The organism is Streptomyces sp. NPDC043680 (genome assembly GCF_056436685.1).
Genome location: NZ_JBWKCE010000012.1, coordinates 135881 through 158425, shown reverse-complemented (window position 1 = coordinate 158425; position 22545 = coordinate 135881). Strand labels below are relative to the sequence as shown.

At 73.3% G+C, this 22545-nt stretch carries 18 protein-coding genes; 16 read left to right on the top strand and 2 right to left on the bottom strand.

Annotation, left to right across the window (positions count from 1 at the left end; all coding sequences use genetic code 11):
- The first annotated feature begins 126 nt into the window (after positions 1–126).
- The 15 genes from AC0666_RS23540 (at position 127) to AC0666_RS23470 (ending at position 17343) form a co-directional block, all read left to right on the top strand.
- Positions 127–2508 carry a collagenase gene (locus tag AC0666_RS23540; protein ID WP_478708236.1) on the top strand — a complete coding sequence of 794 codons (2382 nt, stop codon included), beginning with the start codon at positions 127–129 and terminating at the stop codon, positions 2506–2508.
- Between the two features lie 142 nt (positions 2509–2650).
- Positions 2651–3832: an NAD(P)/FAD-dependent oxidoreductase gene (locus tag AC0666_RS23535; RefSeq protein ID WP_478708235.1), complete on the top strand. Its 1182-nt coding sequence runs from the start codon at positions 2651–2653 to the stop codon at positions 3830–3832.
- A gap of 28 nt (positions 3833–3860) precedes the next feature.
- Positions 3861–4175 carry a (2Fe-2S)-binding protein gene (locus AC0666_RS23530; protein ID WP_468971519.1) on the top strand — a complete coding sequence of 105 codons (315 nt, stop codon included), beginning with the start codon at positions 3861–3863 and terminating at the stop codon, positions 4173–4175.
- Positions 4156–5616, top strand: a complete 1461-nt coding sequence (locus AC0666_RS23525) for an FAD-dependent oxidoreductase (protein ID WP_478708234.1) — start codon at positions 4156–4158, stop codon at positions 5614–5616. Before AC0666_RS23530 ends, AC0666_RS23525 begins: the two co-directional genes overlap by 20 nt.
- A gap of 82 nt (positions 5617–5698) precedes the next feature.
- A complete protein-coding gene (locus AC0666_RS23520) occupies positions 5699–6622 on the top strand; it encodes a dihydrodipicolinate synthase family protein (protein ID WP_468971523.1) in 924 nt (307 codons plus the stop codon).
- 16 nt (positions 6623–6638) lie between these two features.
- Positions 6639–7643, top strand: coding sequence for a proline racemase family protein (locus AC0666_RS23515; RefSeq protein ID WP_468971525.1), 1005 nt, complete (start codon positions 6639–6641; stop codon positions 7641–7643).
- Entirely contained in the window at positions 7643–8686 is a 1044-nt protein-coding gene (locus AC0666_RS23510; RefSeq protein WP_468971527.1) for a proline racemase family protein, read from the top strand. Before AC0666_RS23515 ends, AC0666_RS23510 begins: the two co-directional genes overlap by 1 nt.
- A 23-nt stretch (positions 8687–8709) precedes the next feature.
- Positions 8710–9627, top strand: a complete 918-nt coding sequence (locus AC0666_RS23505; RefSeq protein WP_478708254.1) for an ornithine cyclodeaminase family protein — start codon at positions 8710–8712, stop codon at positions 9625–9627.
- A 56-nt stretch (positions 9628–9683) separates the two neighbouring features.
- Positions 9684–10397 (top strand): GntR family transcriptional regulator, encoded by a 714-nt coding sequence (locus AC0666_RS23500; RefSeq protein WP_468585342.1) that lies wholly within the window; start codon positions 9684–9686, stop codon positions 10395–10397.
- Between the two features lie 167 nt (positions 10398–10564).
- Positions 10565–11347 (top strand): histidine phosphatase family protein, encoded by a 783-nt coding sequence (locus tag AC0666_RS23495; RefSeq protein WP_468971529.1) that lies wholly within the window; start codon positions 10565–10567, stop codon positions 11345–11347.
- Between the two features lie 217 nt (positions 11348–11564).
- Positions 11565–13307 (top strand): ABC transporter substrate-binding protein, encoded by a 1743-nt coding sequence (locus AC0666_RS23490; protein ID WP_468971531.1) that lies wholly within the window; start codon positions 11565–11567, stop codon positions 13305–13307.
- Between the two features lie 22 nt (positions 13308–13329).
- Positions 13330–14343 carry an ABC transporter permease gene (locus tag AC0666_RS23485; RefSeq protein ID WP_478708233.1) on the top strand — a complete coding sequence of 338 codons (1014 nt, stop codon included), beginning with the start codon at positions 13330–13332 and terminating at the stop codon, positions 14341–14343.
- Positions 14340–15326: an ABC transporter permease gene (locus AC0666_RS23480; RefSeq protein ID WP_468585346.1), complete on the top strand. Its 987-nt coding sequence runs from the start codon at positions 14340–14342 to the stop codon at positions 15324–15326. The genes AC0666_RS23485 and AC0666_RS23480 overlap by 4 nt, the downstream gene beginning before the upstream one ends.
- Positions 15326–16333 (top strand): ABC transporter ATP-binding protein, encoded by a 1008-nt coding sequence (locus AC0666_RS23475; protein ID WP_468971535.1) that lies wholly within the window; start codon positions 15326–15328, stop codon positions 16331–16333. Before AC0666_RS23480 ends, AC0666_RS23475 begins: the two co-directional genes overlap by 1 nt.
- A complete protein-coding gene (locus AC0666_RS23470) occupies positions 16330–17343 on the top strand; it encodes an ABC transporter ATP-binding protein (protein WP_468971537.1) in 1014 nt (337 codons plus the stop codon). Before AC0666_RS23475 ends, AC0666_RS23470 begins: the two co-directional genes overlap by 4 nt.
- Positions 17344–17426: 83 nt before the next feature.
- On the opposite strand, the gene AC0666_RS23465 is transcribed toward AC0666_RS23470, so the two are convergent.
- Positions 17427–19487: a S9 family peptidase gene (locus AC0666_RS23465; protein WP_468971539.1), complete on the bottom strand. Its 2061-nt coding sequence runs from the start codon at positions 19485–19487 to the stop codon at positions 17427–17429.
- A gap of 97 nt (positions 19488–19584) precedes the next feature.
- On the opposite strand from AC0666_RS23465, the gene AC0666_RS23460 reads away from it, so the two are divergent.
- Positions 19585–21132 carry an MFS transporter gene (locus tag AC0666_RS23460; RefSeq protein WP_468971541.1) on the top strand — a complete coding sequence of 516 codons (1548 nt, stop codon included), beginning with the start codon at positions 19585–19587 and terminating at the stop codon, positions 21130–21132.
- On the opposite strand, the gene AC0666_RS23455 is transcribed toward AC0666_RS23460, so the two are convergent.
- Positions 21072–22436 (bottom strand): MFS transporter, encoded by a 1365-nt coding sequence (locus tag AC0666_RS23455; RefSeq protein ID WP_478708253.1) that lies wholly within the window; start codon positions 22434–22436, stop codon positions 21072–21074. The two genes, AC0666_RS23460 and AC0666_RS23455, sit on opposite strands and share 61 nt — an antisense overlap.
- Positions 22437–22545 lie beyond the last annotated feature (109 nt).

Below are 22545 nucleotides of genomic sequence, written 5' to 3'. Positions count from 1 at the left end.
CACATTACTATGTTACAGCTCACACCGCGGCACGTTAATCCCCGTCAAACGCCGTGCAAAGCACCGCAGTTCACGCACCACCTCGCGCACCATTCCCCCACCTCCCCTGCCTCTCAGGAGTCCTTGGTGTCCCAGCACAGAGCTGTGCGTACGTCCCTCCTCTCCGCCGCCGTGGCGGTCACCCTCCTCGCCACCGCGGGACAGGCCGTGACCCAGGCCGCCGAGCGGGGTCCCGCTTCGGCCCCGGCCCCCGCCGCCGCCCCTGCCGCCTTCGCCCGGGGCGCCGCCGCCGCACCGAACCCCTTCGACGAGGTCGACCGCCTGGCCTCGCCCAAGGAGGCCGCCCCGGCGAGCGCCCGGACCCCGGGCGGGCTGGCCGTCGACGGCCGCGTCCCCGGAGCCGCCACCCCCGCCGCCGCGAGCAGCGAGCGCACCGAGAAGAACCGGGCCCTCGCCGCCGCGCCCACCGGGAGGACCGCCGCCGGCGTCCCCTGCACCCTTGACGGGATCACCGCCCTCACCCCGGAGCAGTTCGCCGACTTCCTGGCCGACCCCGCGGTCACCGCCGACGTCTGCCTGCGCGGCCTGATCTGGACCTGGGACGCCCGCCTGACCCCCGTCATGTCCGACGCGCACGTCCAGGCCGTGTCCCGCCGGATATCCGCCCTGGCCGCCTCCCACGACGGGAAGAACTCCTCCCACCTGGAGGAGATGTTCACCTACCTGCACGCCGCGGTGTACCACGACTTCTCGCGCCCCGAGATCGACCTCACCGACGCGCCGACCGTCGGCGCCATGAGCAAGGCCGTCACCGACTTCGGCAATGCGGCCCGCACCTTCGACGCCACCGCCTCCAACGCCCGGACCCTGCGCGAAGCGCTCTACGCGACCGGCCCCGGCATGCGCCAGAGCCAGCTGGGCCTGGTGCAGAAGGTCCTGGCCACCATGGACCCGTCGCACACCGCGACCCACCGCGACGCGAACTGGGGCGGCGCCGCCCTCGCCGCCCTCGTGGTCAACTACCTCGGCGTGTACCCCGGCAACGACGACTCCGCCTTCCAGGCCGCGGCCAAGGCCGACGCCTCGTACCGGGCCGCCTTCAAGGCCTTCGCGGGCTACACCCACCTCAAGGGCACCGCCAACGACTGGGTGGCCCGCGACGCACTGGGCGAATACGGCCGCTTCGGCCAGATCGACGGCCTGCAGAGCCAGGTCGTCGCCGACCTCGGAGCCCTGCTCGAACCGGTCAAGGCCGGCTGGGGCAACGGCAGCGAGCAGTGGGCCAAGATCGTCTCCTGGCTGAACACCTTCGAGGCGTGCAAGCCGTACGGGGTGTGCAAGGAGGACATCGAGAAGGTGCTCTTCCCGAACACCTACACCTACGACAACGGCGCCATCAAGGTCCGCACGGCCCTCGACCGGGCCACCGTCGACCAGCTCTACTACGCGAGCAAGCAGGTCAAGACGCAGTTCCACCGCGTGCTGGGCACGGACCAGCCCCTGGCCGGCGATCCCAACACCTCGCTGAACATCGTGCTGTACGCCTCCCGCGCCGACTACGTGACCTACCAGACGATGCTGTACGGCTACGGCACCAACAACGGCGGCATGTACATCGAGAACGGCGCCACCTTCTACACCTACCAGCGGCGCGTCCCGCAGGACTCCTCCCTCACCCTCGAAGAGCTCTTCCGCCACGAGTACACGCACTACCTCAACGGGCGGTTCGCCGTCCCCGGCTTCTTCGGCGAAGGCCCCTGGTACGAGGGCGACCGGACCACCGCCATGGACGAGGGCACCGCCGAGTTCTTCGACGGCGCCACCCGTGACAACGGCATCGCCGTGCGCAAGTCCCTGGTCAGGGGCATCATCAGCGACACGGCGGGCGGCGGGCCCCGGATGACGGTGGAGCAGCTGCTCAACGCCACCTACGACGGCGACGGCTTCCGCTTCTACAACTACGCCGGCACCTTCTTCGAGTTCCTGTGGACCGAGAAGCCCTCGCTCCTGCGCGAGATGTACACCCACCTGCGCGCCAACGACGTGCAGGCGTACGACGCCTGGCGCTACCGGATGGGCGCCGACACCTACCTCCAGCGCGACTACGACCGCTTCCTGGACAAGCAGATCGCCAAGGTCGACCAGCTCTACGTGCCGAACACCACCTTCACGGCCAACGACCGGCTGCGCGACTCCGCGCTCGCGAACGTCAAGTCCTCCTTCGCGGCGGCCACCTACAACACCCCCGACTGCGTCGAGAACGGGGACCCGGGCAAGCGCCGGTTCACCTGTACCGGCCGGATCACCGCGAACCTGAAGAACTGGCGCAGCGACGACCAGAACTTCAAGGACATGTCCGAGACGGTGGACTACTTCATCCTCGACCGGGCGGGCGCCGCCTCCAACAACCTGGCCGACATGAACTGCTCCTTCGGCCCGGTGGAGATCTGGAGCACCCACAAGTCGGGGACCTCCGCCTACAGCTGCGAGGGCCCGCTGCGCAGTTGAGCCCCGGCCGCCCCGGCCCGGTCCGGTCTCCCGACCAGGACCGGGCCGGCGGCACCAGGATCCCCCCGGCGCCTGGACACCCCGCCTGGGCACCCGCCCGCACACCCTAGGCACCTCTAAAAGAATGTGACATATTACTGCCGTGCCCAAGAGACATCCCCTGGACGTCGTGATCATCGGTGCCGGCGTCGTCGGAGCCGCATGCGCGTACTACGCCGCCCGCTCCGGACTCTCCGTGGCCGTCGTCGACCGAGGCCCCGTCGCGGGCGGCACGACGGGCGCCGGGGAGGGCAACCTCCTCGTCTCCGACAAGGAGGCCGGACCGGAGCTCGACCTCGCCCTGCTGTCGGCCGGCCTGTGGCGCGAACTCGCCGCGCTGCTGCCGGCAGAGGTCGAGTACGAGGCCAAGGGCGGCCTCGTCGTCGCCCCGGACGAGGCCACGCTCAAGGCGCTGCGGGCCTTCGCGGAGGGGCAGCGCGCGGCCGGGGTCGACGCCGTCGAGGCGGGCCCCCACGACCTGCGCGAGCTGGAACCCCACCTGGCCCCGGGCCATGCGGGCGGCTTCCACTACCCGCAGGACGCCCAGGTCCAGCCGGCCCAGGCGGCGGCGTGGCTGCTGGCCGCATCGGGGGCGCAACTGCACCTCGGCGAGGAGGTGACCGGCATCCTCACGGAGACCCGAGGGTCCGGCGGGGTACGGGGGGTCCGCGGGGTCCGCACCCGCAGCCGTGAACTCCTCGCCCCCGCGGTGGTCAACGCGGCGGGCACCTGGGGCGGCCGCATCGCGGAACTGGCCGGGGTGAGCCTCCCGGTGCTGCCGCGGCGCGGGTTCGTGCTGGTGACGGAGCCGCTGCCGCGGGTGGTCCGGCACAAGGTCTACGCCGCCGACTACATCGCGGACGTCGCGAGCGGATCCGCGGCCCTGCAGTCCTCGGCCGTGGTCGAGGGCACCCCGGCGGGCCCGGTGCTCATCGGGGCGACCCGGGAGCGCGTCGGCTTCGACCGCTCCCTGTCGGTGGAGGCGCTGCGGCGCCTCGCCGTCCAGGCGGCCGCCCTGTTCCCGGTCCTGGGCGATGTCCGGGTCCTGCGCACCTACCACGGCTTCCGTCCGTACCTGCCCGACCACCTGCCGGCGATCGGCCCGGACCCCCGGGTCCAGGGACTGCTGCACGCCTGCGGCCACGAGGGCGCGGGCATCGGACTGGCCCCGGCGACGGGCCTGCTCGTCGCCGCCGCCCTCACCGGAGCCGAACCCCCGCTGCCGCCCGAGGCGTTCCGCCCGGACCGCTTCGGGCCGTCCGCCGGTCCGGAGTCCGCCCGATGACCCGCACCACGCCGAAGGAGAACGGCCGATGACCCGGACACCACGCACCCTCGTCGGTGGAGCCCCGACCGCGACGTACGTCCTGCGCTTCGACGGCCGGGAGCTCACCGCCCAGGCGGGGCAGAGCATCGCGGCCGTGCTCTGGGCCGCCGGGATCCTCGCCTGGCGGACCACCCGCGAAGGCGGCGCCCCCCGCGGGGTGTTCTGCGGCATCGGCAGCTGCCACGACTGCCTCGTCACCGTCAACGGGCGCCCGAACCAGCGCGCCTGCCTCGTCCCCGCCCACCCCGGGGACACCGTCACCACCCAGGAAGGGACCGGCCGTGCCGACCTCGCCGTCTGACCGAGCGGTGTACGACCTCGCCGTCGTCGGAGCCGGGCCCGCCGGGCTCGCCGCCGCCGTCACCGCCGCCGGGCTCGGGCTGCGCGTCACCGTCCTGGACGCGGGAGAACGGCCCGGCGGCCAGTACTACCGCCACCCCGCGCCCGGCCTGGGCGCCGCCCGGCCCGAGGCCCTGCACCACGGCTGGGCCGCCTACGCCGACCGTGAAGCCGCCCTGCGGGCCCACGAATCGGCCGGCCGGATCACGTACCGCCCGGGCCACCACGTCTGGACCGTGGTCCGCGACGAGGGTGAGGACGGAGGTGGGGACGGGGGCGGCGCCGGCCGCGGGGACGGCCCTACCCGCCGGGGCCGCTGGGCCCTGTACGCCGTCGCGGGTCCGGAGGAGACCGCCGCCACCGTCCACGCCCGCGCCGTCCTCCTCGCCACCGGGGCCTACGAGCGGCAACTCCCCTTCCCCGGGTGGACCCTGCCCGGGGTCGTCGGGGCCGGCGGGGCACAGGCCATGCTCAAGGGCGGGCTCGTCCTGCCGGGCCGGCGGGTCGTCGTCGCCGGGAGCGGGCCGCTGCTGCTCGCCGTGGCCGGGTCGCTCGCCGCGGCCGGAGCCCGGGTACCCGCCGTGGTCGAGGGCGCCGCCTACACCGGATACGCCGCCCACACCCGCGCCCTGCTGCGCAACCCCGGCAAGCTCGGCGAAGGCGCCACGTACGGCAGCGCCCTGCTCCGCCACGGCATCCGCCTCCTGACCCGGCACGCCGTCACCGAGGCGCACGGCCGCGACCGGGTCGAGGCCGTCACCGTGGCCCGCCTCGACCGGGACTGGCGCCCGGTCCCCGGCACGGCCCGCCGGATCCCCTGCGACGCCCTCGCCGTCGGCCACGGGCTCGTCCCGCAGCTGGAGCTGGCGACCGGCCTCGGCTGCGCCACCCGCTCCTGCGCCGACGGCACCGTCGCCCTGGAGGTGGACGAGCAGCAGCGGACCTCCGTACCCGGCATCTGGTCCGCCGGTGAGACCGGCGGCATCGGCGGCGCCCAACTGGCCCTGGCCGAGGGGGAGATCGCCGCGCGTGCGGTGGCCGGCGCGCCCGTGCCGGCCGCCCTGCGGCGGCGCCGCGCGCGGCTGCGCGGCTTCGCCGAGGCGATGGGCGCCGCCCACCGCCCGGGCCCGGGATGGACCGGCTGGCTGCGCGACGACACCGACGTGTGCCGCTGCGAGGAAGTCCCGGTCGGCCGGATCCGCGAGGCCGTGGCCGACCTGGGCGCCCGGGACGCCCGTACCGTCAAACTGCTCACCCGGGCCGGAATGGGCTGGTGCCAGGGCCGCATGTGCGGTCCCGCGGTGGCGGCCCTCGCCGGCGCGGAGCCCGCGGCCGACCGGCGGCCCCTGTCCTGCCCGGTCCCGCTGCGCCACCTGGCCGAACTGCCGCCCGCCGGGGGCTGATCCGGCGATCCGGCGGATCCGGACCCTTGTGGTCCCTTCACACCCACTAGTAAAATGTCACACATCACTCTAGGGAGCTCTCATGACCCACGCGCACACCCCCGCGCCCGCCCTGCCCCGTACCCGCCCCTGGCACGGAATCATGGTCGCCACCGCGCTCCCGCTGCGCGAGGACCTCAGCGTCGACTACGACGCGTATGCCGAGCACGTCGCCTGGCTCATCGAGAACGGCTGTGACGGCGTGGTCCCCAACGGCTCCCTCGGGGAGTACCAGACCCTCACCGACGAGGAGCGGGCCCGCGTCGTCCGCACCGCCGTCGAGGCGGCCGGGGACGGCGCCCGCGTGATGCCCGGTGTCGCGGCCTACGGCAGCGCCGAGGCCCGCCGCTGGGCCGACCAGGCCGCCGAGGCCGGCGCCGGGTCCGTCCTGCTGCTGCCGCCCAACGCCTTCCGCGCCGACGAGGCGACCGTGCGCGCCCACTACGCCGAGGTCGCCCGTACCGGCCTGCCCGTCGTCGCGTACAACAACCCCATCGACACCAAGGTGGACCTGACCCCCGGCCTGCTCGCCCGGCTGCACGGGGACGGATCCATCGTCGCCGTCAAGGAGTTCAGCGGGGACGTCCGCCGGGCCTACGAGATCGCCGAGCTCGCCCCCGGCCTCGACCTGCTGATCGGCGCCGACGACGTGCTGCTCGAACTGGCCCTGGCCGGCGCGGTCGGCTGGATCGCCGGCTACCCCAACGCCCTGCCGAGCTCCTGCGCCACCCTCTACCGGGCCGCGGTCGCCGGCGACCTCGCCACCGCGCTGCCCCTCTACAAGTCCTTGCACTCCCTGCTGCGCTGGGACTCCAAGACCGAGTTCGTCCAGGCCATCAAGCTCTCCATGGACCTGGCCGGACGCCCCGGCGGAGCGACCCGCCCGCCGCGCTTCCCGCTCACCGGGGAGACCGAGGCGGCCGTCCGCGCCGCGACCGAGAAGGCCCTTGCCGAGGGCCTCAACTAGCCGACGGGGGACCCCCATGCGTACACGCCACGTCTACCACGCGGTGGACTCGCACACCGAGGGCATGCCGACCCGGGTGATCACCGGGGGAGTCGGAGTGATCCCGGGCGCCACCATGGCCGACAAGCGGCTCCACTTCATCGAGCACATGGACCACGTCCGGACCCTGCTGATGTACGAGCCGCGGGGCCACTCCGCGATGAGCGGCGCCATCCTCCAGCCCCCCACCCGGCCCGACGCCGACTTCGGGGTGCTCTACATCGAGGTGTCTGGCCTGCTGCCCATGTGCGGGCACGGAACCATCGGGGTCGCCACCGTCCTGGTCGAGACGGGCATGGTGGAGGCCGTCGAGCCGGTCACCACCGTCCGTCTCGACACCCCGGCGGGGCTGGTGAGCGTCGACGTCCGCGTCGAGGACGGCGCGGCCACCGCCGTCACCTTCACCAACGTCCCCTCCTTCTGCGTCGGACTCGACCTGAAGGCCGAGGTCCCCGGGTACGGCACGGTCACCTACGACCTTGCCTACGGCGGGAACTTCTACGCCTTCGTCGAACTCGACGCCCTCGGCCTGCCCTTCGACCACGCCCGCAAGGGCGACCTGCTCGCGGCAGGCCTCGCCGTCATGGACGCGATCAACGCCTCGGGCGACCGGCCCGTCCACCCCGAGAACCCGGGCATCGCCGGCGTCAAGCACGTCTACCTCGCGGCCCCCGGCTCCGACGCGCGCCGGTCCCGGCACGCCATGGCCATCCACCCGGGCTGGTTCGACCGCTCGCCCTGCGGTACGGGTACGAGCGCGCGCATGGCCCAGCTCCACGCCCGCGGACTGCTGGACCTCGGCGCCGACTTCGTCAACGAGTCCTTCATCGGGACCGAGTTCACCGGCCGGCTGATCGGTGACACCACGGTGGGCGGCCGGCCCGCCGTCGTGCCCACCGTCACCGGACGGGCCTGGATCACCGGGACCGCCCAGTACTTCCTCGACCCGTCCGACCCCTTCCCCGGAGGGTTCCTCTTGTGATGCCCACCGTGCGGACCGAGGACTACCACACCGCCGGCGAGCCCTTCCGGATCGTCGACGCCGCCGCAGCAGGGCTCCCGCCCGTGCCCGGCGACACCGTCGCCGAGCGCTGCGCCACCGCGATCGGCCCCGGGGGCTCCGGGACGGCCCCGCGCCGGGGCCCGCTGGACGACGTACGGCGCCTGCTCGTGCAGGAGCCGCGCGGCCACGCCGGGATGTACGGCGGGTTCGTCGTGCCCCCGGACGACGACGGGGCCCACTTCGGGGTGCTGTTCTGGCACAAGGACGGCTACTCCACCGCCTGCGGCCACGGCACGATGGCGCTCGGCGCCTGGGCCGTGGACACCGGCCGGGTCGCCGCCCCCGCCGACGGGGACGTCCGGGTACGGATCGACGTGCCCTCGGGGCGGGTCGGCGCGACCGTGCACCGGGCCGGGGGCCGCACCACCGGGGTCACCTTCCGCAACGTCCCGGCCCGGGTGGGCGCCCGGAAGGTGCCGGTCGCCACCACCCTCGGGCTGGCGGAGGTGGACATCGCCCACGCCGGGGCCTGTTACGCCTCCGTCACCGCCCGCGACCTGGGCCTGGAGGTCTCCCGGGCCGCGCTGCCCGACCTGGTCCGGGCCGGCCGGGAGATCCGCGCCGCCCTCGCCACGCACCCGGGGACCTGGCACCCGGGCGGGCCGCTGCTGTCGGGGGTGTACGGGGTGATCCTGTACGAGGAGCTGCCCGACACCCCTTTCGGCCCGCACCAGCGCAATGTCACCGTGTTCGCCGACGGGCAGATCGACCGCTCGCCCTGCGGCTCGGGGACCTCGGCGCGCCTCGCGCTGCTGGCGGAGGACGGGCGGCTCGGCCCGGGCGAGGACCTGCTGCACGAGTCGGTGGCGGGCACGGTGTTCACCGGCCGGCTGGTCCCGCAGGACCCCGCGGGGATGGGCGCCGGCCTGGTCACGGAGGTCACCGGGGCGGCGTACCGCACCGGTGAGCACCTCTTCACGCTCGACCCGCAGGACGCCCTCGGCGCCGGGTTCCTGCTGTGATCCCCCAGTTCGGGGCCGAGCGGATGGCCGCGCTGCTCACCCCGGCCGCGGCGGCGGACGCGCTGGCGGACGCCCTGCTCGCCGGGCTGGACCCGGAGGCGGGGCCCCCGCGCAGCGCCCTGGCCGTGCCGGGCGGGGAGCTGCTGCTGATGCCCGCCGCGTCGGGGGCGTACGCCGGGGTGAAGGTCGCGGGGGTGGCGCCGGGCAACCGGGCGCTCGGCCTGCCCCGGATCACCGGCTCCTACCTGCTGCTGGACGGCCCGACCCTGCAGCCGCTGGCGCTGTTCGACGGCGCGGCCCTCACGGCACTGCGCACCCCGGCGGTCTCGGCGCTGGCCCTGCGCCACCTGGCCCCCGCGGGGCGGCCCCTGCGGCTGGTGCTCTTCGGCTCCGGTCCGCAGGCCTACGGCCACCTCGACGCGGCTCTGGCCGTGCGGGAGTTGTCGGAGGCGGTGGTGGTCGCCCGGAATCCGGCCGGTGCGGAGGAGCTCGCGGCGTACGCCCGCACCCTCGGGGTCCCCGCCCGCAGCGGAAGCCCGCAGGACGTGGCGGGCGCCGATCTGGTGATCTGCTGTACGACGGCTCGTGAACCGCTGTTCGACGGGCGCCTGGTGGACCCGGGTGCGGTGGTCGCCGCGGTCGGCTCCCACGAGCCGGACGCGCGGGAGACCGACACGGCCCTCGTGCGACGGGCGGCCTTGTACGTGGAGTCGCGGGCGGCGGCCCTGCGGGAGGCGGGGGACCTGCTGGTTCCGGAGGCCGAGGGGGCCATCGGGCCCGGTCATATCAACGGCACCCTGGCCGACCTGGTGACCGGCCGCATGCCGGTGAGCGGGACACAGAGTTGTCCACAGCTCTTCAAGAGCGTGGGCATGGCCTGGGAAGATCTCGCTGTGGCGGTGGCGATGTACCTCGCCGCCGGAGAGAGCAGCGAAACGTGACATTGTACGCTGTTCCTCTGCACGTCGGTGGCGTGAAGGGTGTCGGAGGAAGAGCAATGGGTGACCTGAAGCAGCACAGTCTCATCAAGGCCCAGGAACGGCTCCGCGACCAGGTCGGCCACGCCCTCCGAGCAGCTCTGATAGCGGGCGAGCTGCGCCCCGGCAGCGTCTACTCCGCGCCCGGCCTGGCCGCCGAGCTCGGCGTCTCCGCCACACCGGTCCGCGAGGCGATGCTCGACCTGGCCCGCGAGGGCCTGGTGGAACCGGTCCGCAACAAGGGCTTCCGGATCACCGAGGTCAGCGAGCGCGACCTGGACCAGTACACCGAACTGCGCACCATGATCGAGGTGCCGACCATCGGCCGGATCACGAAGATCGCCACCACCGAAGAGCTGGAGGCGCTGCGCCCCATCGCGGAGGAGATCGTCACCAGCGCCCGCGAGCACAACCTCATCGGCTACCTGGAGGCGGACCGCCGCTTCCACCTCTCCCTGCTCGGCCTCGCGGGCAACGACCGGCTGGTCGAGACGGTGGGCGACCTGCGCAAGCGGTCCCGGCTGTACGGGCTGACGGGCCTGGACGAGGCCGGGAAACTGGTCTCCTCGGCCGAGGAGCACATCGAGCTGCTGGACCTGATGATCAGCGGCGACGCGGAGGCGGCCGAGGCCTGCATGGTCCGCCACCTCGGCCACGTCCGCTCCCTGTGGGCCCAGAGCCGCGACGAACCGGTGGGCCGCACGCCCGGGGGCCTCGGCTCCGGCCTCGGTTAGCGCGACCGGGCGCCGGGTACGAAGCCCTGCCCGCCGACCCGAACCGGGCCCCCGGTTCGGGCGCCCGAACCCGGCCCCGAACCGGGCCCCCCGATCGGGGGATTCCCCTGTCGGGACCGGCGCCCTGCTGGGACACTCCTTCCACGACGACCAGTTCGGAGGCCGGTGTGGGGGAACTCGGGATCGCGGTGGAAGACGTGTTCCTGGTGCGGCACGGGGAGAGCGAGGGCAACGCCGCCTACCGGGAGCGGGACAGCGCGTACGCGCGCCGGGTCTTCACCCGGCCGCAGTGGGAGTGGCGGCTCACCCCCAAGGGCGAGGAGCAGGCGGCCGCGACGGGCGCCTGGCTGCGCGACCGGATCCCGGCCGGCCCGCTCGCCTGCGCCGTGTCCCCGCTGACGCGCGCGGTGGAAACGGCCGCCCTCCTCGACCTCCCGGGCAGCGCCTGGCAGCTCGATCTCGGCCTGCGGGAGCGGGAATGGGGGGAGTGGGACCACCTCACCCCCGAGCGGCAGCGGGCCGAACTCGCCCGGGGCGAGGAACACCCCGTCCACTGGGGGCCGCCCGGCGGCGAGTCGCTCTCCGACGTGATCCACCGGGTGCGCGTGCCGCTCGCCGCCCTGCTGGCCGAGCCCGCCCGGGCCGCCGTCGCCGTCAGCCATGCCGACACCCTCCAGGCCCTCGCGTTCCTGCTGGCCGGCCATACGCCCGCCACGTGGACGGAGTACTACCGCCACACCGGACCCGTCGCCAACGCGGGAGTGCTCCACTTCACCCGCCGCCACCCCGACACCGGGGCCCTGAGCCCGCACTTCGCCTGGTTCCGCACTCCGCCGGGCCCCTTCCGGCCCTGCCCGGCGAACCCCCGCGCGACCAGCGCCGAACTCCTGGCGGAGGCCCGCCGCGTCCCGCGCATCCCCCGGGAGACGGTGCCGCGGCCCGTCAGCTGACGCACCCTCACGGGGTCGCCCGCCGCGGCCGCATGGTCGACGACCGCCCGCATCACGGCGACGGACCCGGTGGGCGCCGGTGCGGCTCACAACTGCCCTTCACGGGGGCCGATTTGGACACGGCTGGATAACGGGGGCACCGAAGTCTTGTCAGTGCAATTTCACATTACTATGTTACCGGTCACACCCTAGAGCGCGGCCCTTCACTGGAGTGACCATGACCAAGCGCACCCAACTCGCCCTCGCCACCGCTCTGGTGGCGGCTCTCGCACTCGGCGCCTCGGGCTGCTCCGACCCCAAGAAGGGCTCTGCGGACGGCGGTGCCCCGAACCCCGCCGCCGCCAACGACGGCAAGGTCCTCGGCGGCACCCCCGCCAAGGGCGGCACCCTCACGGTGCTGTCGAACCAGGACTTCGCCCACCTCGACCCCGCCCGCAACTGGGTCATGCCGGCGATGGACTTCGGCACCCGCCTCCTCTACCGCACGCTCGTCACCTTCAAGGCCGAGCCCGGCAAGGCCGGCAGCGAGCTCGTCCCCGACCTCGCCACCGACCTCGGCACCTCCTCCAACGGTGGCAAGACCTGGACCTTCACCCTCAAGGAGGGCCTGAAGTACGAGGACGGCTCGCCGATCAAGGCCCAGGACATCAAGTACAACGTCGAGCGCTCCTTCGCCCCCGACCTCACCGGCGGCCCCGACTACGCCGCCCAGTACCTCGCGGGCACCGAGGGCTACAAGGGCCCGCTCCAGGGGCAGCACCTCGACTCCGTCAAGACCCCCGACGACCGCACGATCGTCTTCGAACTCAAGCGGCCCGTCGCCGAGTTCTCGGCCACCGCCACCCTCCCCACCTTCGCGCCCGTACCGCAGGCCCAGGAGAAGGGCACCCAGTACGACGCCCGTCCCTTCTCCTCCGGCCCGTACAAGATCGAGACGTACGACCGCGACAAGAAGCTGGTACTCGTCCGCAACGAGCACTGGGACCCGAAGACCGACACCGTCAGAAAGGCCTACCCCGACAAGTTCGTCATGGTCATGGGCCTCAAGGGCGGCCAGATCGACGACCGCATCATCGCCGGCGAGGGCGCCGACGCCTCTGCCGTCCAGTACTTCGACATGCGCCCCGAGAGCGCCCCCAAGGTGCTGCCCAAGGCCGACGTCAAGGCCCGCCTCCTCGCCGAGTCCCAGGGCTGTACGGAGATGCTCCACCTGAACAACTCCCGCGCCCCCTTCAACGACCCCAAGGTCCGCGAGGCCATGCAGTACGCCGTCGACAAGGAGGCCGTGGTCACCGCCGGCGGCGGCCCGGCCCTCAACGAGGTCGCCACCGCCTACCTGCCCCCGGCCCTCACCGGCGGCAAGCAGGCCGACACCCTGAAGATCGCGCCGGCCGGCGACCCCGCCAAGGCCAAGGAGCTCCTCAAGGCCGCGGGCAAGGAGACCCTGAAGGTCTCCCTCGCCGTCTCCACCGGCGACAAGGGCAAGGCCGAGGCGATCCAGCAGGGCCTGGCCCGGGCGGGCATCGAGGTGGTCATCGACACCGTCGACCCGGGCGCCTACTACGACGTCATCGGCGACCTGTCCACCACCCCCGACATGACCCTCACCGGCTGGTGCCCCGACTACCCCTCCGGTTCGACCTGGATCCCCTTCGTCTTCGACGGGCGCACCATCAAGGACAAGGGCAACCAGGGCAACTACAGCCAGTTCCGCGACGAGGCCACCATGAAGCGGATCGACGAGATCAACGCCATGACCGACGCCAAGCAGGCCAACCAGGCCTGGATCGACCTCGACGCGGAGATCATGAAGAAGTCCCCGTCCGTGCCGGTCCTGCTGGAGCGCAAGCCGCTGCTGGTCGGCCCCAACATCGCGGGGGCGTACGGCCACCCCGTGTGGACCGGCACCATCGACTACGCCACCGTCGGTCTCAAGGACCCGTCGAAGAGCCAGGGCTGAGGCGGGGCAGGCAGCCAGCGTCATGACCACCACCGCATCCGGCCCCGGCTCCGTACCCGGACCCGGCTCCGCACCGGCACCCGGCTCCGCACCCGGCCCCGCACCCGCCGCGCACGCCCCGGCCGAGGGCGTCCCCGCGGGCAGCAGCCCCTGGCAGCTCGCCCGGCGGGAACTGCGCCGCCGCCCCGCCGTCCGCGTCGGCCTCGGCGTCGTCCTCCTCTTCGTCCTGATGGCCCTGACCGCGCCCTGGCTGGGCGCGCTCGGTGGCTGGTCCCCCGACGAGTTCGACAAGAACGCCGTCGACCCCTACCTCGGGGGCCTCCCGCTCGGAGACCTCGGGGGGATCAGCCCCGAGCACTGGCTCGGCGTCGAACCCGTCTCCGGCCGCGACCTGTTCGCCCGCGTCGTGACCGGCGCCCAGGTCTCGCTGCTCATCGCCTTCGCCGCCACCGCCATCGTCGTGGTGGCGGGCACCGCCGCCGGGATCGCCGCCGGCTACTTCGGCGGGCGCACCGACACGGTCCTGTCCCGCCTGATGGACCTGACCATGTCCTTCCCCTCCCTCATCTTCATGATCGCGATGCTGTCGGTGGCGAAGGACGTCAACCGGATCGTCCTCATGACCGCCGTCATCGGCATCTTCGGCTGGCCCGGCGTCGCGCGCGTCGTCCGCGGCCAGACCCTCTCCCTGAAACACCGCGAATACGTCGACGCCGCACGCGCCGGCGGCGCCGGCTCCTGGCGGATCCTGACCCGAGACATCCTCCCGGGCGTCTCCGGACCGGTGATCGCCTACACCACCCTGCTGATCCCCGGCATGATCAGCACCGAGGCGGCGCTGAGCTACCTCGGCGTGGGCGTCCGCCCGCCGACCCCGTCCTGGGGCCAGATGATCGCCGAGTCCGTGGCCTTCTACGAGACCGATCCCATTTACTTCGTCATCCCGAGCACCTTCCTCTTCCTCGCGGTGCTCGCCTTCACCCTGCTCGGAGACGCCCTGCGCGACATCCTGGACCCGAGGGGCGGCCGCAGTTGATCCTCTACCTCCTGCGCCGGCTGCTCGCCCTGGCGGGTGTCCTGCTCGCCATCGCCGCCGTCACCTTCACCATCTTCTACGTCCTGCCCTCCGACCCGGCCGCGGCCGCCTGCGGCAAGACCTGCAGCGCCGAACGGCTCGCCGACGTAAGGGAGTACCTGGGCCTGGACCAGCCGCTGTGGCGGCAGTTCCTCGACTTCCTCACCGGCATCTTCACCGGCCGCACCCTCGGCACCGGCCAGTACGCCGTCCAGTGCGACTTCCCCTGCCTGGGCTACTCGTACGAGAACTCCCTGCCCGTGTGGGACCTGCTGATGGACCGCCTGCCCGTCTCGGCCTCGCTCGCCCTCGGCGCCGCCGTGCTGTGGCTGGTCCTCGGCCTCGGCGCCGGCGTGACCGCCGCCCTGCGCAAGGACACCGCCACCGACAAGGCCCTGATGGTCGGCGCGGTCGCCGCGGCCTCCCTGCCGGTGTACTTCACCTCCGTGATGCTCATCTACGGAGTCATCCGCGTCGCCGGGCTCCTGCCCTACCCCACCTACCAGGCCTTCGCCGACAACCCGCTCGCCTGGGCCTCGAACCTGCTGCTGCCCTGGACCGCGCTCGCGCTGCTGTACGCCGCCATGTACGCCCGCCAGAGCCGCGGGTCGATGATCGAGGCGATGGCCGAGCCGTACATCCGCACCGCCCGCGCCAAGGGCATGCCCGAACGCACCGTCGTCGTCAAGCACGGCCTGCGCTCCGGCATGACACCGATCCTCACCATCTTCGGCATGGACCTGGGCGGGCTGCTCGCCGGAGCCGTCATCACCGAGTCCATCTTCGGGCTCCCCGGCATCGGGCGGCTGTTCTACGGCGCCCTCGTCAGCTCCGACCAGCCGGTCGTCCTCGGGGTGACGCTGCTCGCCGCCTTCTTCATCGTCGTCGCCAACCTCGCGGTCGACCTCCTGTACGCCGTCATCGACCCGAGGGTGAGGTACTGATGGCCGCTCCACACGACGCCGCTCTCCTTGAAGTACGTGATCTGCGCGTCACGTTCACCACCCCGCACGGCCCCGTACGGGCCGTCGACTCGCTCGGCTTCACGGTGGAGGCCGGGCGCACGCTCGGCATCGTCGGGGAGTCCGGGTCCGGCAAGTCGGTCACCTCGCTCGCCGTCATGGGCCTGCACCGGGGCGCCGAGGTCACCGGCTCCATCAGGCTCGCCGGGCAGGAGCTGACCGGGATGTCCGAGAAGGCGCTCTCCCGGCTCCGCGGCCGCAAGATGGCCATGATCTTCCAGGACCCGCTGTCCAGCCTGCACCCGTACTACACGGTCGGCGAGCAGATCGCCGAGCACGTCCGGGTCCACTTCAAGGCCGGTCGGGCCGCCGCCCGCCGCCGCGCCGTCGACATGCTCGGCGAGGTCGGCATCCCGGAACCGGCCCGCCGGGCGGGGGAGTACCCCCACCAGTTCTCCGGCGGGATGCGCCAGCGCGCGATGATCGCGATGGCCCTGGCCTGCGAGCCCGACCTGCTGATCGCCGACGAGCCCACCACCGCGCTCGACGTGACCGTACAGGCGCAGATCCTGGAGCTGATCGCCCGGCTCCAGGAGGAGCGCGGCCTCGGCGTGGTGATGATCACCCACGACCTGGGGGTGGTCGCCCGCGTCGCCCACGAGGTGCTGGTCATGTACGGCGGCCGGGCCGCCGAGCAGGCGGGCGCCGACGCCCTCTTCACCGAACCCGCCCACCCGTACACCCGGGGCCTGCTGGACTCGCTGCCCCGGCTGGACGACCCCGACGACGAGCCGCTGCGGGCCATCCCCGGCGCGCCGCCCTCCCTGCTCGCACCGGCCCCGGGCTGCGCGTTCGCCCCGCGCTGTCCGAAGGCGGCGGCGCGCTGCACCGACGTACGGCCGCAGTGGGAGGCGTACGGGAAACAGCCCGGGCGGAGCGTGGCCTGCCACTTCGCCGGAGACCGCAGCACCGCGGAGGCGGCCCGATGACCACCGACACCCTGCCCGCCGGAACCTCACCCTCCGGCACTTCGTCCTCCGACACCCTGCTCTCCGTACGGGACCTCACCATGGCCTTCCCCGGCCGGCGGTCGGCGACCGGGCGCCGGGGGGCGCCCGTGCGCGCCGTCGACGGGGTCTCCTTCGACCTGGCGGCCGGCCAGACCCTCGGCCTGGTCGGCGAGTCGGGGTGCGGGAAGTCCACGACCGGCCGGATGCTGGTACGGCTGCTGGAACCCACCTCGGGCAGCATCGCCTTCGAGGGCAAGGACATCAGCCGGCTTTCCCAGCGGGCCCTGCGCCCGCTGCGCCGCGACATCCAGATGGTGTTCCAGGACCCGCACTCCTCCCTCAACCCCCGCCAGACGGTGGCCCGGATCATCTCCGATCCGCTGCTCGTGCAGGGCTCGTCGGCCTCGGACGCCCGCCGCCGCGCGGCCGAGCTGATGGAGCTGGTCGGGCTGATTCCGGAGCACATCGACCGCTACCCGCACGAGTTCTCGGGCGGGCAGGCCCAGCGCATCGGCATCGCCCGCTCGCTGGCCACCAGCCCGCGGCTGATCATCGCCGACGAACCCGTCTCCGCGCTCGACGTCTCCGTACAGGCCCAGATCGTCAACCTGATGGAGCGGCTGCGCCGCGAACTCGGCCTCGCCTACGTGTTCATCGCACACGACCTCTCCGTGGTCAAGCGGGTCAGCGACCGGGTGGCCGTCATGTACCTCGGCCGGATCGTGGAGATGGGCGAGAAGCGCGCCCTGTACGAGAACCCCCAGCACCCGTACACCCGGGCGCTGCTGTCCGCCGTGCCGCTGCCCGATCCGGCGGCCGAGCGGCGGCGTGAGCGGATCGTGCTGCTCGGTGATCCGCCGAGCCCGGCCGCCCCGCCCCCGGGGTGCACCTTCCACCCGCGCTGTCCCATGGCGCAGGAGATCTGCCGCACCGAGCGGCCGCTGCTGAGGCTCGCCGCCTCACGCGAGGTGGCCTGCCATCTGGTGTAGCGCAAGGGCCCCGGGCGCCTGACGGGACCCCGGGAAAGGAGGAACCCCGGAGCCGACACGATCGGCTCCGGGGTTCTTCGCCGTTACAGCCCCAGTTCCCGGCGGAAGAAGTCCAGTTCCTGGGTCATGATCTTCTCTCGCGCGCCGTGCGGGGTCATGTGCGTGACCCCGGGCAGGACCAGGAGCCGGTGCGGGCGGCCCGCGTCCGTCAGCGCCTGGGACAGCCGCAGCGTGTGGGAGGGGTGGACGTTGTCGTCGGCCAGCCCGGTCACGAGCAGCAGGGGCCGGGACAGTTTCGGGGCGTCCGCGATCAGGGAGTCCCGCTCGTACACCTCGGGGTGCTCCCGGGGCAGGCCCAGGTAGCGCTCGGTGTACGCCGTGTCGTAGTGGCGGAAGTCGGTGGGCGCGGCCCCGGCCGCCGCCGCGTGGAAGACGTCGGGGCGGCGCAGCACCGCCAGCGCGGACAGGTAGCCGCCGTAGGACCAGCCGCGCACCCCGACCCGGCCGAGGTCGAGGTCGCCGTGGCGTTCGGCCAGCGCGTGCAGGGCCGCGACCTGGTCCTGGAGGGTGACCTCGGAGAACCCCCGGTGCATGGCGTGGGTGAAGGCGGGCGAGACGTACGGGGTGCCGCGGTTGTCGATGGTCACCACCGCGAAGCCCTGGTCGGCCCACCACTGGCGGTGCTGCCAGCGGCGCGGTTCGGCGCTGACGTCCTGGAAGCCGGGGCCGCCGTAGCCGTCGACCAGGACGGGCAGCCGGGTGCCGGGGACATGGCCGCGGGGCAGGACGAGCGCCGTGGGGACGCCGTGCTCGGTGACCCGCTCCAGCACCGGGACCACCCGGTACGGCAGCGGCTCGGACAGGTCGGCGGGGGCGGACACCCGCCCGTCGGCGGTGCGCACGGTGCGGCGAATGCCGTCGGCGTCGGCGCAGGTCAGCAGCAGCGTCCCGGCCTGCGCGAGGACGCTGTGCACCCCGGGTCCGTCGGCGAGCGGGGTCAGCTCGCCGGTTCCCGGATCCAGCAGCAGCACCTGCTGCTCGGCGGGGTCACGCTGCCCGGCCTCGATCAGCAGCCGGTCCTGGTGGACGCCGGCCACGCGGCGGACCTGGAGGTCGTCCCCGGTGAGCAGCTTGCCGTCCACGGCGAGGGCGCGGGCGGCTCCGCCGGGGGTGTCGGCGGCCGTGAGCATCCGGCCGTCGGCGAGCCGGGCCGGTGTGCCGGGCACCAGCGGGTCGACCCACTGGGGGTGCGTGGTGCGCGACAGTTCCCGGGTGCGGCCGGTGGCCGGGTCGGCGCTCAGCAGCAGCACGTTCTGCTGGAGGCGGTCCTGGACGGTGAGCAGGATCTCGGTGGCCGACTCCCAGTCGGCGTCGGAGACGTACGGGTACCGTTCCGCGTCCCAGTCGAGCCGGACCCGCCCGCCGTCGGGGCCCAGCACCCACAGCTGCACGTCGGCGTTGGGCCCGCCCGCCTCGGGGTACGCGAAGTCCTCGGCCGGCAGCTCGGGGTGGGCGGGGTCGGCGAACCAGCGCCGCTGAAGGGCTGATTCGTCGACGCGGGCGGCGAGCAGGGTGAGCCCGTCGGGGGACCACCAGTGGCCGCGGGCGCGGCCCAGTTCCTCGGCCGCGGCGAACTCGGCGAGGCCCCAGCGGGCGCCGTCGGCGGGGCTGATCCGGCCGCCGGGCCACATATGGAGGGCGTCGTCGGCGACGTAGGCGGTGCGGGTGCCGTCGGCGTTCAGGCGCGGGTCCAGGGCGGGTCCGGGGGCCGGGATCTCCTCGGGCCGGCCGGCGCCGTCGCAGTCGACCGCGTACAGCCGGCCGTACAGCGCGAAGACGGCGCGGCGGCCGTCGCCGGAGAGGGCGTACGAGCCGATCCCGGCGGCCACGAGCCGGGTCCGCTCGCGCAGTCGGCGCTCGGCGGCGGGAAGGGGGCCGGGTGCGGGGGCGAGGGTGCGGGGGTCGGCGAGGCGGGTTTCGGCGCCGGTGGCGGTGTCGAGGACCCAGAGGCTGTCGAAGGCGTCGGTGGGGCCGGTGGAGCGCAGGAACCAGAGGAGCCGGCCCTCGTCGCCGAAGGTGAACGCCCGCGGGGCGCCGTACGTGAAGCGGGCCGTGTCGGCGGAGAGCCTGAGGAAATCGTCCATGGGTAGCAGTGTGACATGTGAAATACCACACGGTACACCGCTGGTTATTAGTCCATTCGAGTGGTGTGCCCGTCGGGGCAGGTTTAGCGTCGAAAAGGTGGACCGGAACGCATCGCCGACCAGGAACGGGACCGACGGCAAGGTCCGGGGCAGCGGGAACGGACTCGCCCTGTGCGTCATCGCCTCATGCCAGCTCATGGTCGTCCTCGACATCACCATCGTGAACATCGCGCTGCCGCACATCCAGACCGGGCTCGGCTTCTCCACCGAGAGCCTCTCCTGGGTGGTCAACGCCTACACCCTCACCTTCGGCGGCCTGCTGCTCCTCGGCGGGCGCACCGGCGACATCCTCGGCCGCAAGCGCGTCTTCATCTGCGGTGTCCTGCTCTTCGGCCTGGCCTCCCTGCTGGGCGGACTCGCCCAGAACGCCGGCCAGTTGATGGCGGCCCGCGCGCTGCAGGGCGTGGGCGGTGCCATCGCCTCGCCGACCGCGCTCGCACTGATCACCACGACCTTCCGCGAAGGCCCGGCGCGCAACCGCGCCTTCGGCGTCTTCGCCGCCGTCTCCGCAGGCGGCGGCGCGGTCGGGTTGCTGGCCGGCGGCATTCTCGTCGAGTGGCTCGACTGGCGCTGGGTGCTCTTCGTCAACGTCCCGATCGCCGCGCTGATCGCCCTGGCGGCCGTCAAGGTGCTCCGCGAATCCGAGCGGCACGCCGGGCACTTCGACGCCGCGGGGGCGCTGCTCGGCACCGCCGGCATGGTCGCCCTCGTCTACGGGTTCATCCGCGCGGCCCAGGACGGCTGGCGCGACCCGCTGACGCTCGGCTCCTTCGGCGCCGCCGTCGTCCTGCTGACCCTGTTCGTCGTGGACGAGCGGCGCTCGCCGCAGCCGATCACCCCCCTGCACATGTTCGCCGACCGGAACCGGGCCGGCACGTACGGGATCATGCTGATGCTGGCCTGCGCCATCTTCGGCATGTTCTTCTTCCTGACCCTGTTCGTGCAGAACGTGCTGGGCTTCAGCCCGCTGCGGGCGGGGCTCGCCTTCCTGCCGATCAGCGCGATCATCGCGGTCGGCGCGGGCTGCGCCTCGCAACTGCTCCCGAGGTACGGCCCGAAGCCGTTCATGGTGGCCGGCGCACTGTGTACGGCGGCCGGCCTGGCCTGGCTGACCCGGACCGACGTCCACTCCACCTACCTGGGAAGCATCCTGGGCCCCATGCTCATCTTCGGCCTCGGCATGGGCCTGCAGTTCGTCTCGCTGACCCTGATGGCACTGTCCAACGTCCCCGACCGGGAGTCCGGCGCGGCCTCCGGGCTGCTCAACACGATGCAGCAGGTGGGCGGCTCACTCGGGCTGTCCATCCTGGTCACCGTCTTCGGCACGGCCAGCCGGAACGAGGCGCACACCCAGGTCCCGGCCTTCCTGGCCACCGCCACCCCCGAACAGCGGGCCTCCTTCCGGCGCACCGGCATGCTCCCGGACCCCTGGGGCGACCAGGTCCTCACCTCGGGCGTCAGTGCGGCCTTCATCGTGGCGGCGGCCTTCACCCTGGTCGGAGCCGCCATCGCCCTCTTCGCCATTCAGGTCCGCCCCTCGGACCTCGAACGCCTCCAGGGCAGCCACGCCCCGACGGCGGTCTGAGCGCCGTCCGGCCGCGCGGCGCGGGCGACCGGCAGCAGGAGCATCCCGCAGGCCGCGACCAGGACCCAGCCCGGCCGGGACGCCTGGGCGAGCCGGGCCGGGTCGGCACCGGCGACCAGGCCGCCGGCGACGGCGATGCCCAGCGCCGCGCCGAACTGGCGTGCCGTCGAGGTGATCGCCCCGGCCACCCCGGCGCGGGCGGGCGGCAGCCCGCTCACCGCGGTGTTGGTGATCGGGGCGTTGGCGAAGCCGACTCCGATGCCGATCAGCAGGTAGGCGAGCAGGAGCAGCGGGACGGGCGTGTGCCGGTCCAGCCCGACCAGGCAGAGCCCGCCCGCGGCGATGAAGCCGCCCGCCAGGACCAGCGGCAGCCGCGGCCCGGTCCTGCCGACCAGGCGCCCCGACCAGGGTGCGCAGACCGTCGCTCCGAGGGCCATGGGCAGGGCCGCCACCCCAGCGGCCAGGGGCGTCCACTGCCGGGTGTGCTGCAGGTAGAGGGTGGTGAGCAGCAGGGTCGTGTTCAGGGCGACGAAGACCGCGACGGCCCCCAGGACCGCGCCGGTGAAGAGCGGACGCCGAAAGAGCCGCGGATCCACCAGCGGCTCGGCCCGGCGGGATTCGACCCGTACGAATGCGACCGTCGCCGCCGCGACGACCCCGTACGCGGCCAACGCCGTGAGCGAGGTCCAGCCGATCCGCGGCCCTTCGATGAGGACGCCGACCGAGCCCCCGATGACCACGGCCAGCAGGGCCTGGCCCGGGAGGTCGAGCCGCCGCGCCTGCGGAGCACGGGACTCCGGCACGAACAGCCTGCTCAGCACCAGGGCGGCCACGATGACCGGCGCATTGATCCAGAACACCGACCGCCAGCCGAACCCGTCGATGAGGGCGCCGCCCGTCACCGGGCCGGCGGCCATGCTGAGGCCGAAGACCGACGCCCAGACGCCGATCGCCTGCGCCCGCTCCTTCGGGTCGGGCATCGCGTTCACCACGATCGCGAGCGCCACGGGACTGAGCATCGAGGCGCCGATCCCCTGCACGGCGCGGGCGGCGATGAGCGCGCCCACCGACGGGGCGGCCGCGCAGGCCAGCGAGGCCGCACCGAAGACGAGCAGTCCGCACTGGAACACCTTGCGGCGGCCGAACCGGTCCGCGAGTGCGCCGGAGGTGATCAGAAGGCTTGCCAGGACGAAGGTGTAGGCGTCCACGGTCCATTCGAGACTGCGCGTCCCGACGCCCAGGCCCCGCCCGATGGCGGGCAGACCCACATTGACGATGGTGGTGTCCAGGCCCACGAGGAACATGCTCAGACAGCACACGGCCAGCACGGTTCGGCGTCTGCGCGCGCTCAGCGGGGACCGGAGCTGATCGGGGTGGCGGGTCGCGGTCACGGTCTGCCTCTCGGAAGGACGT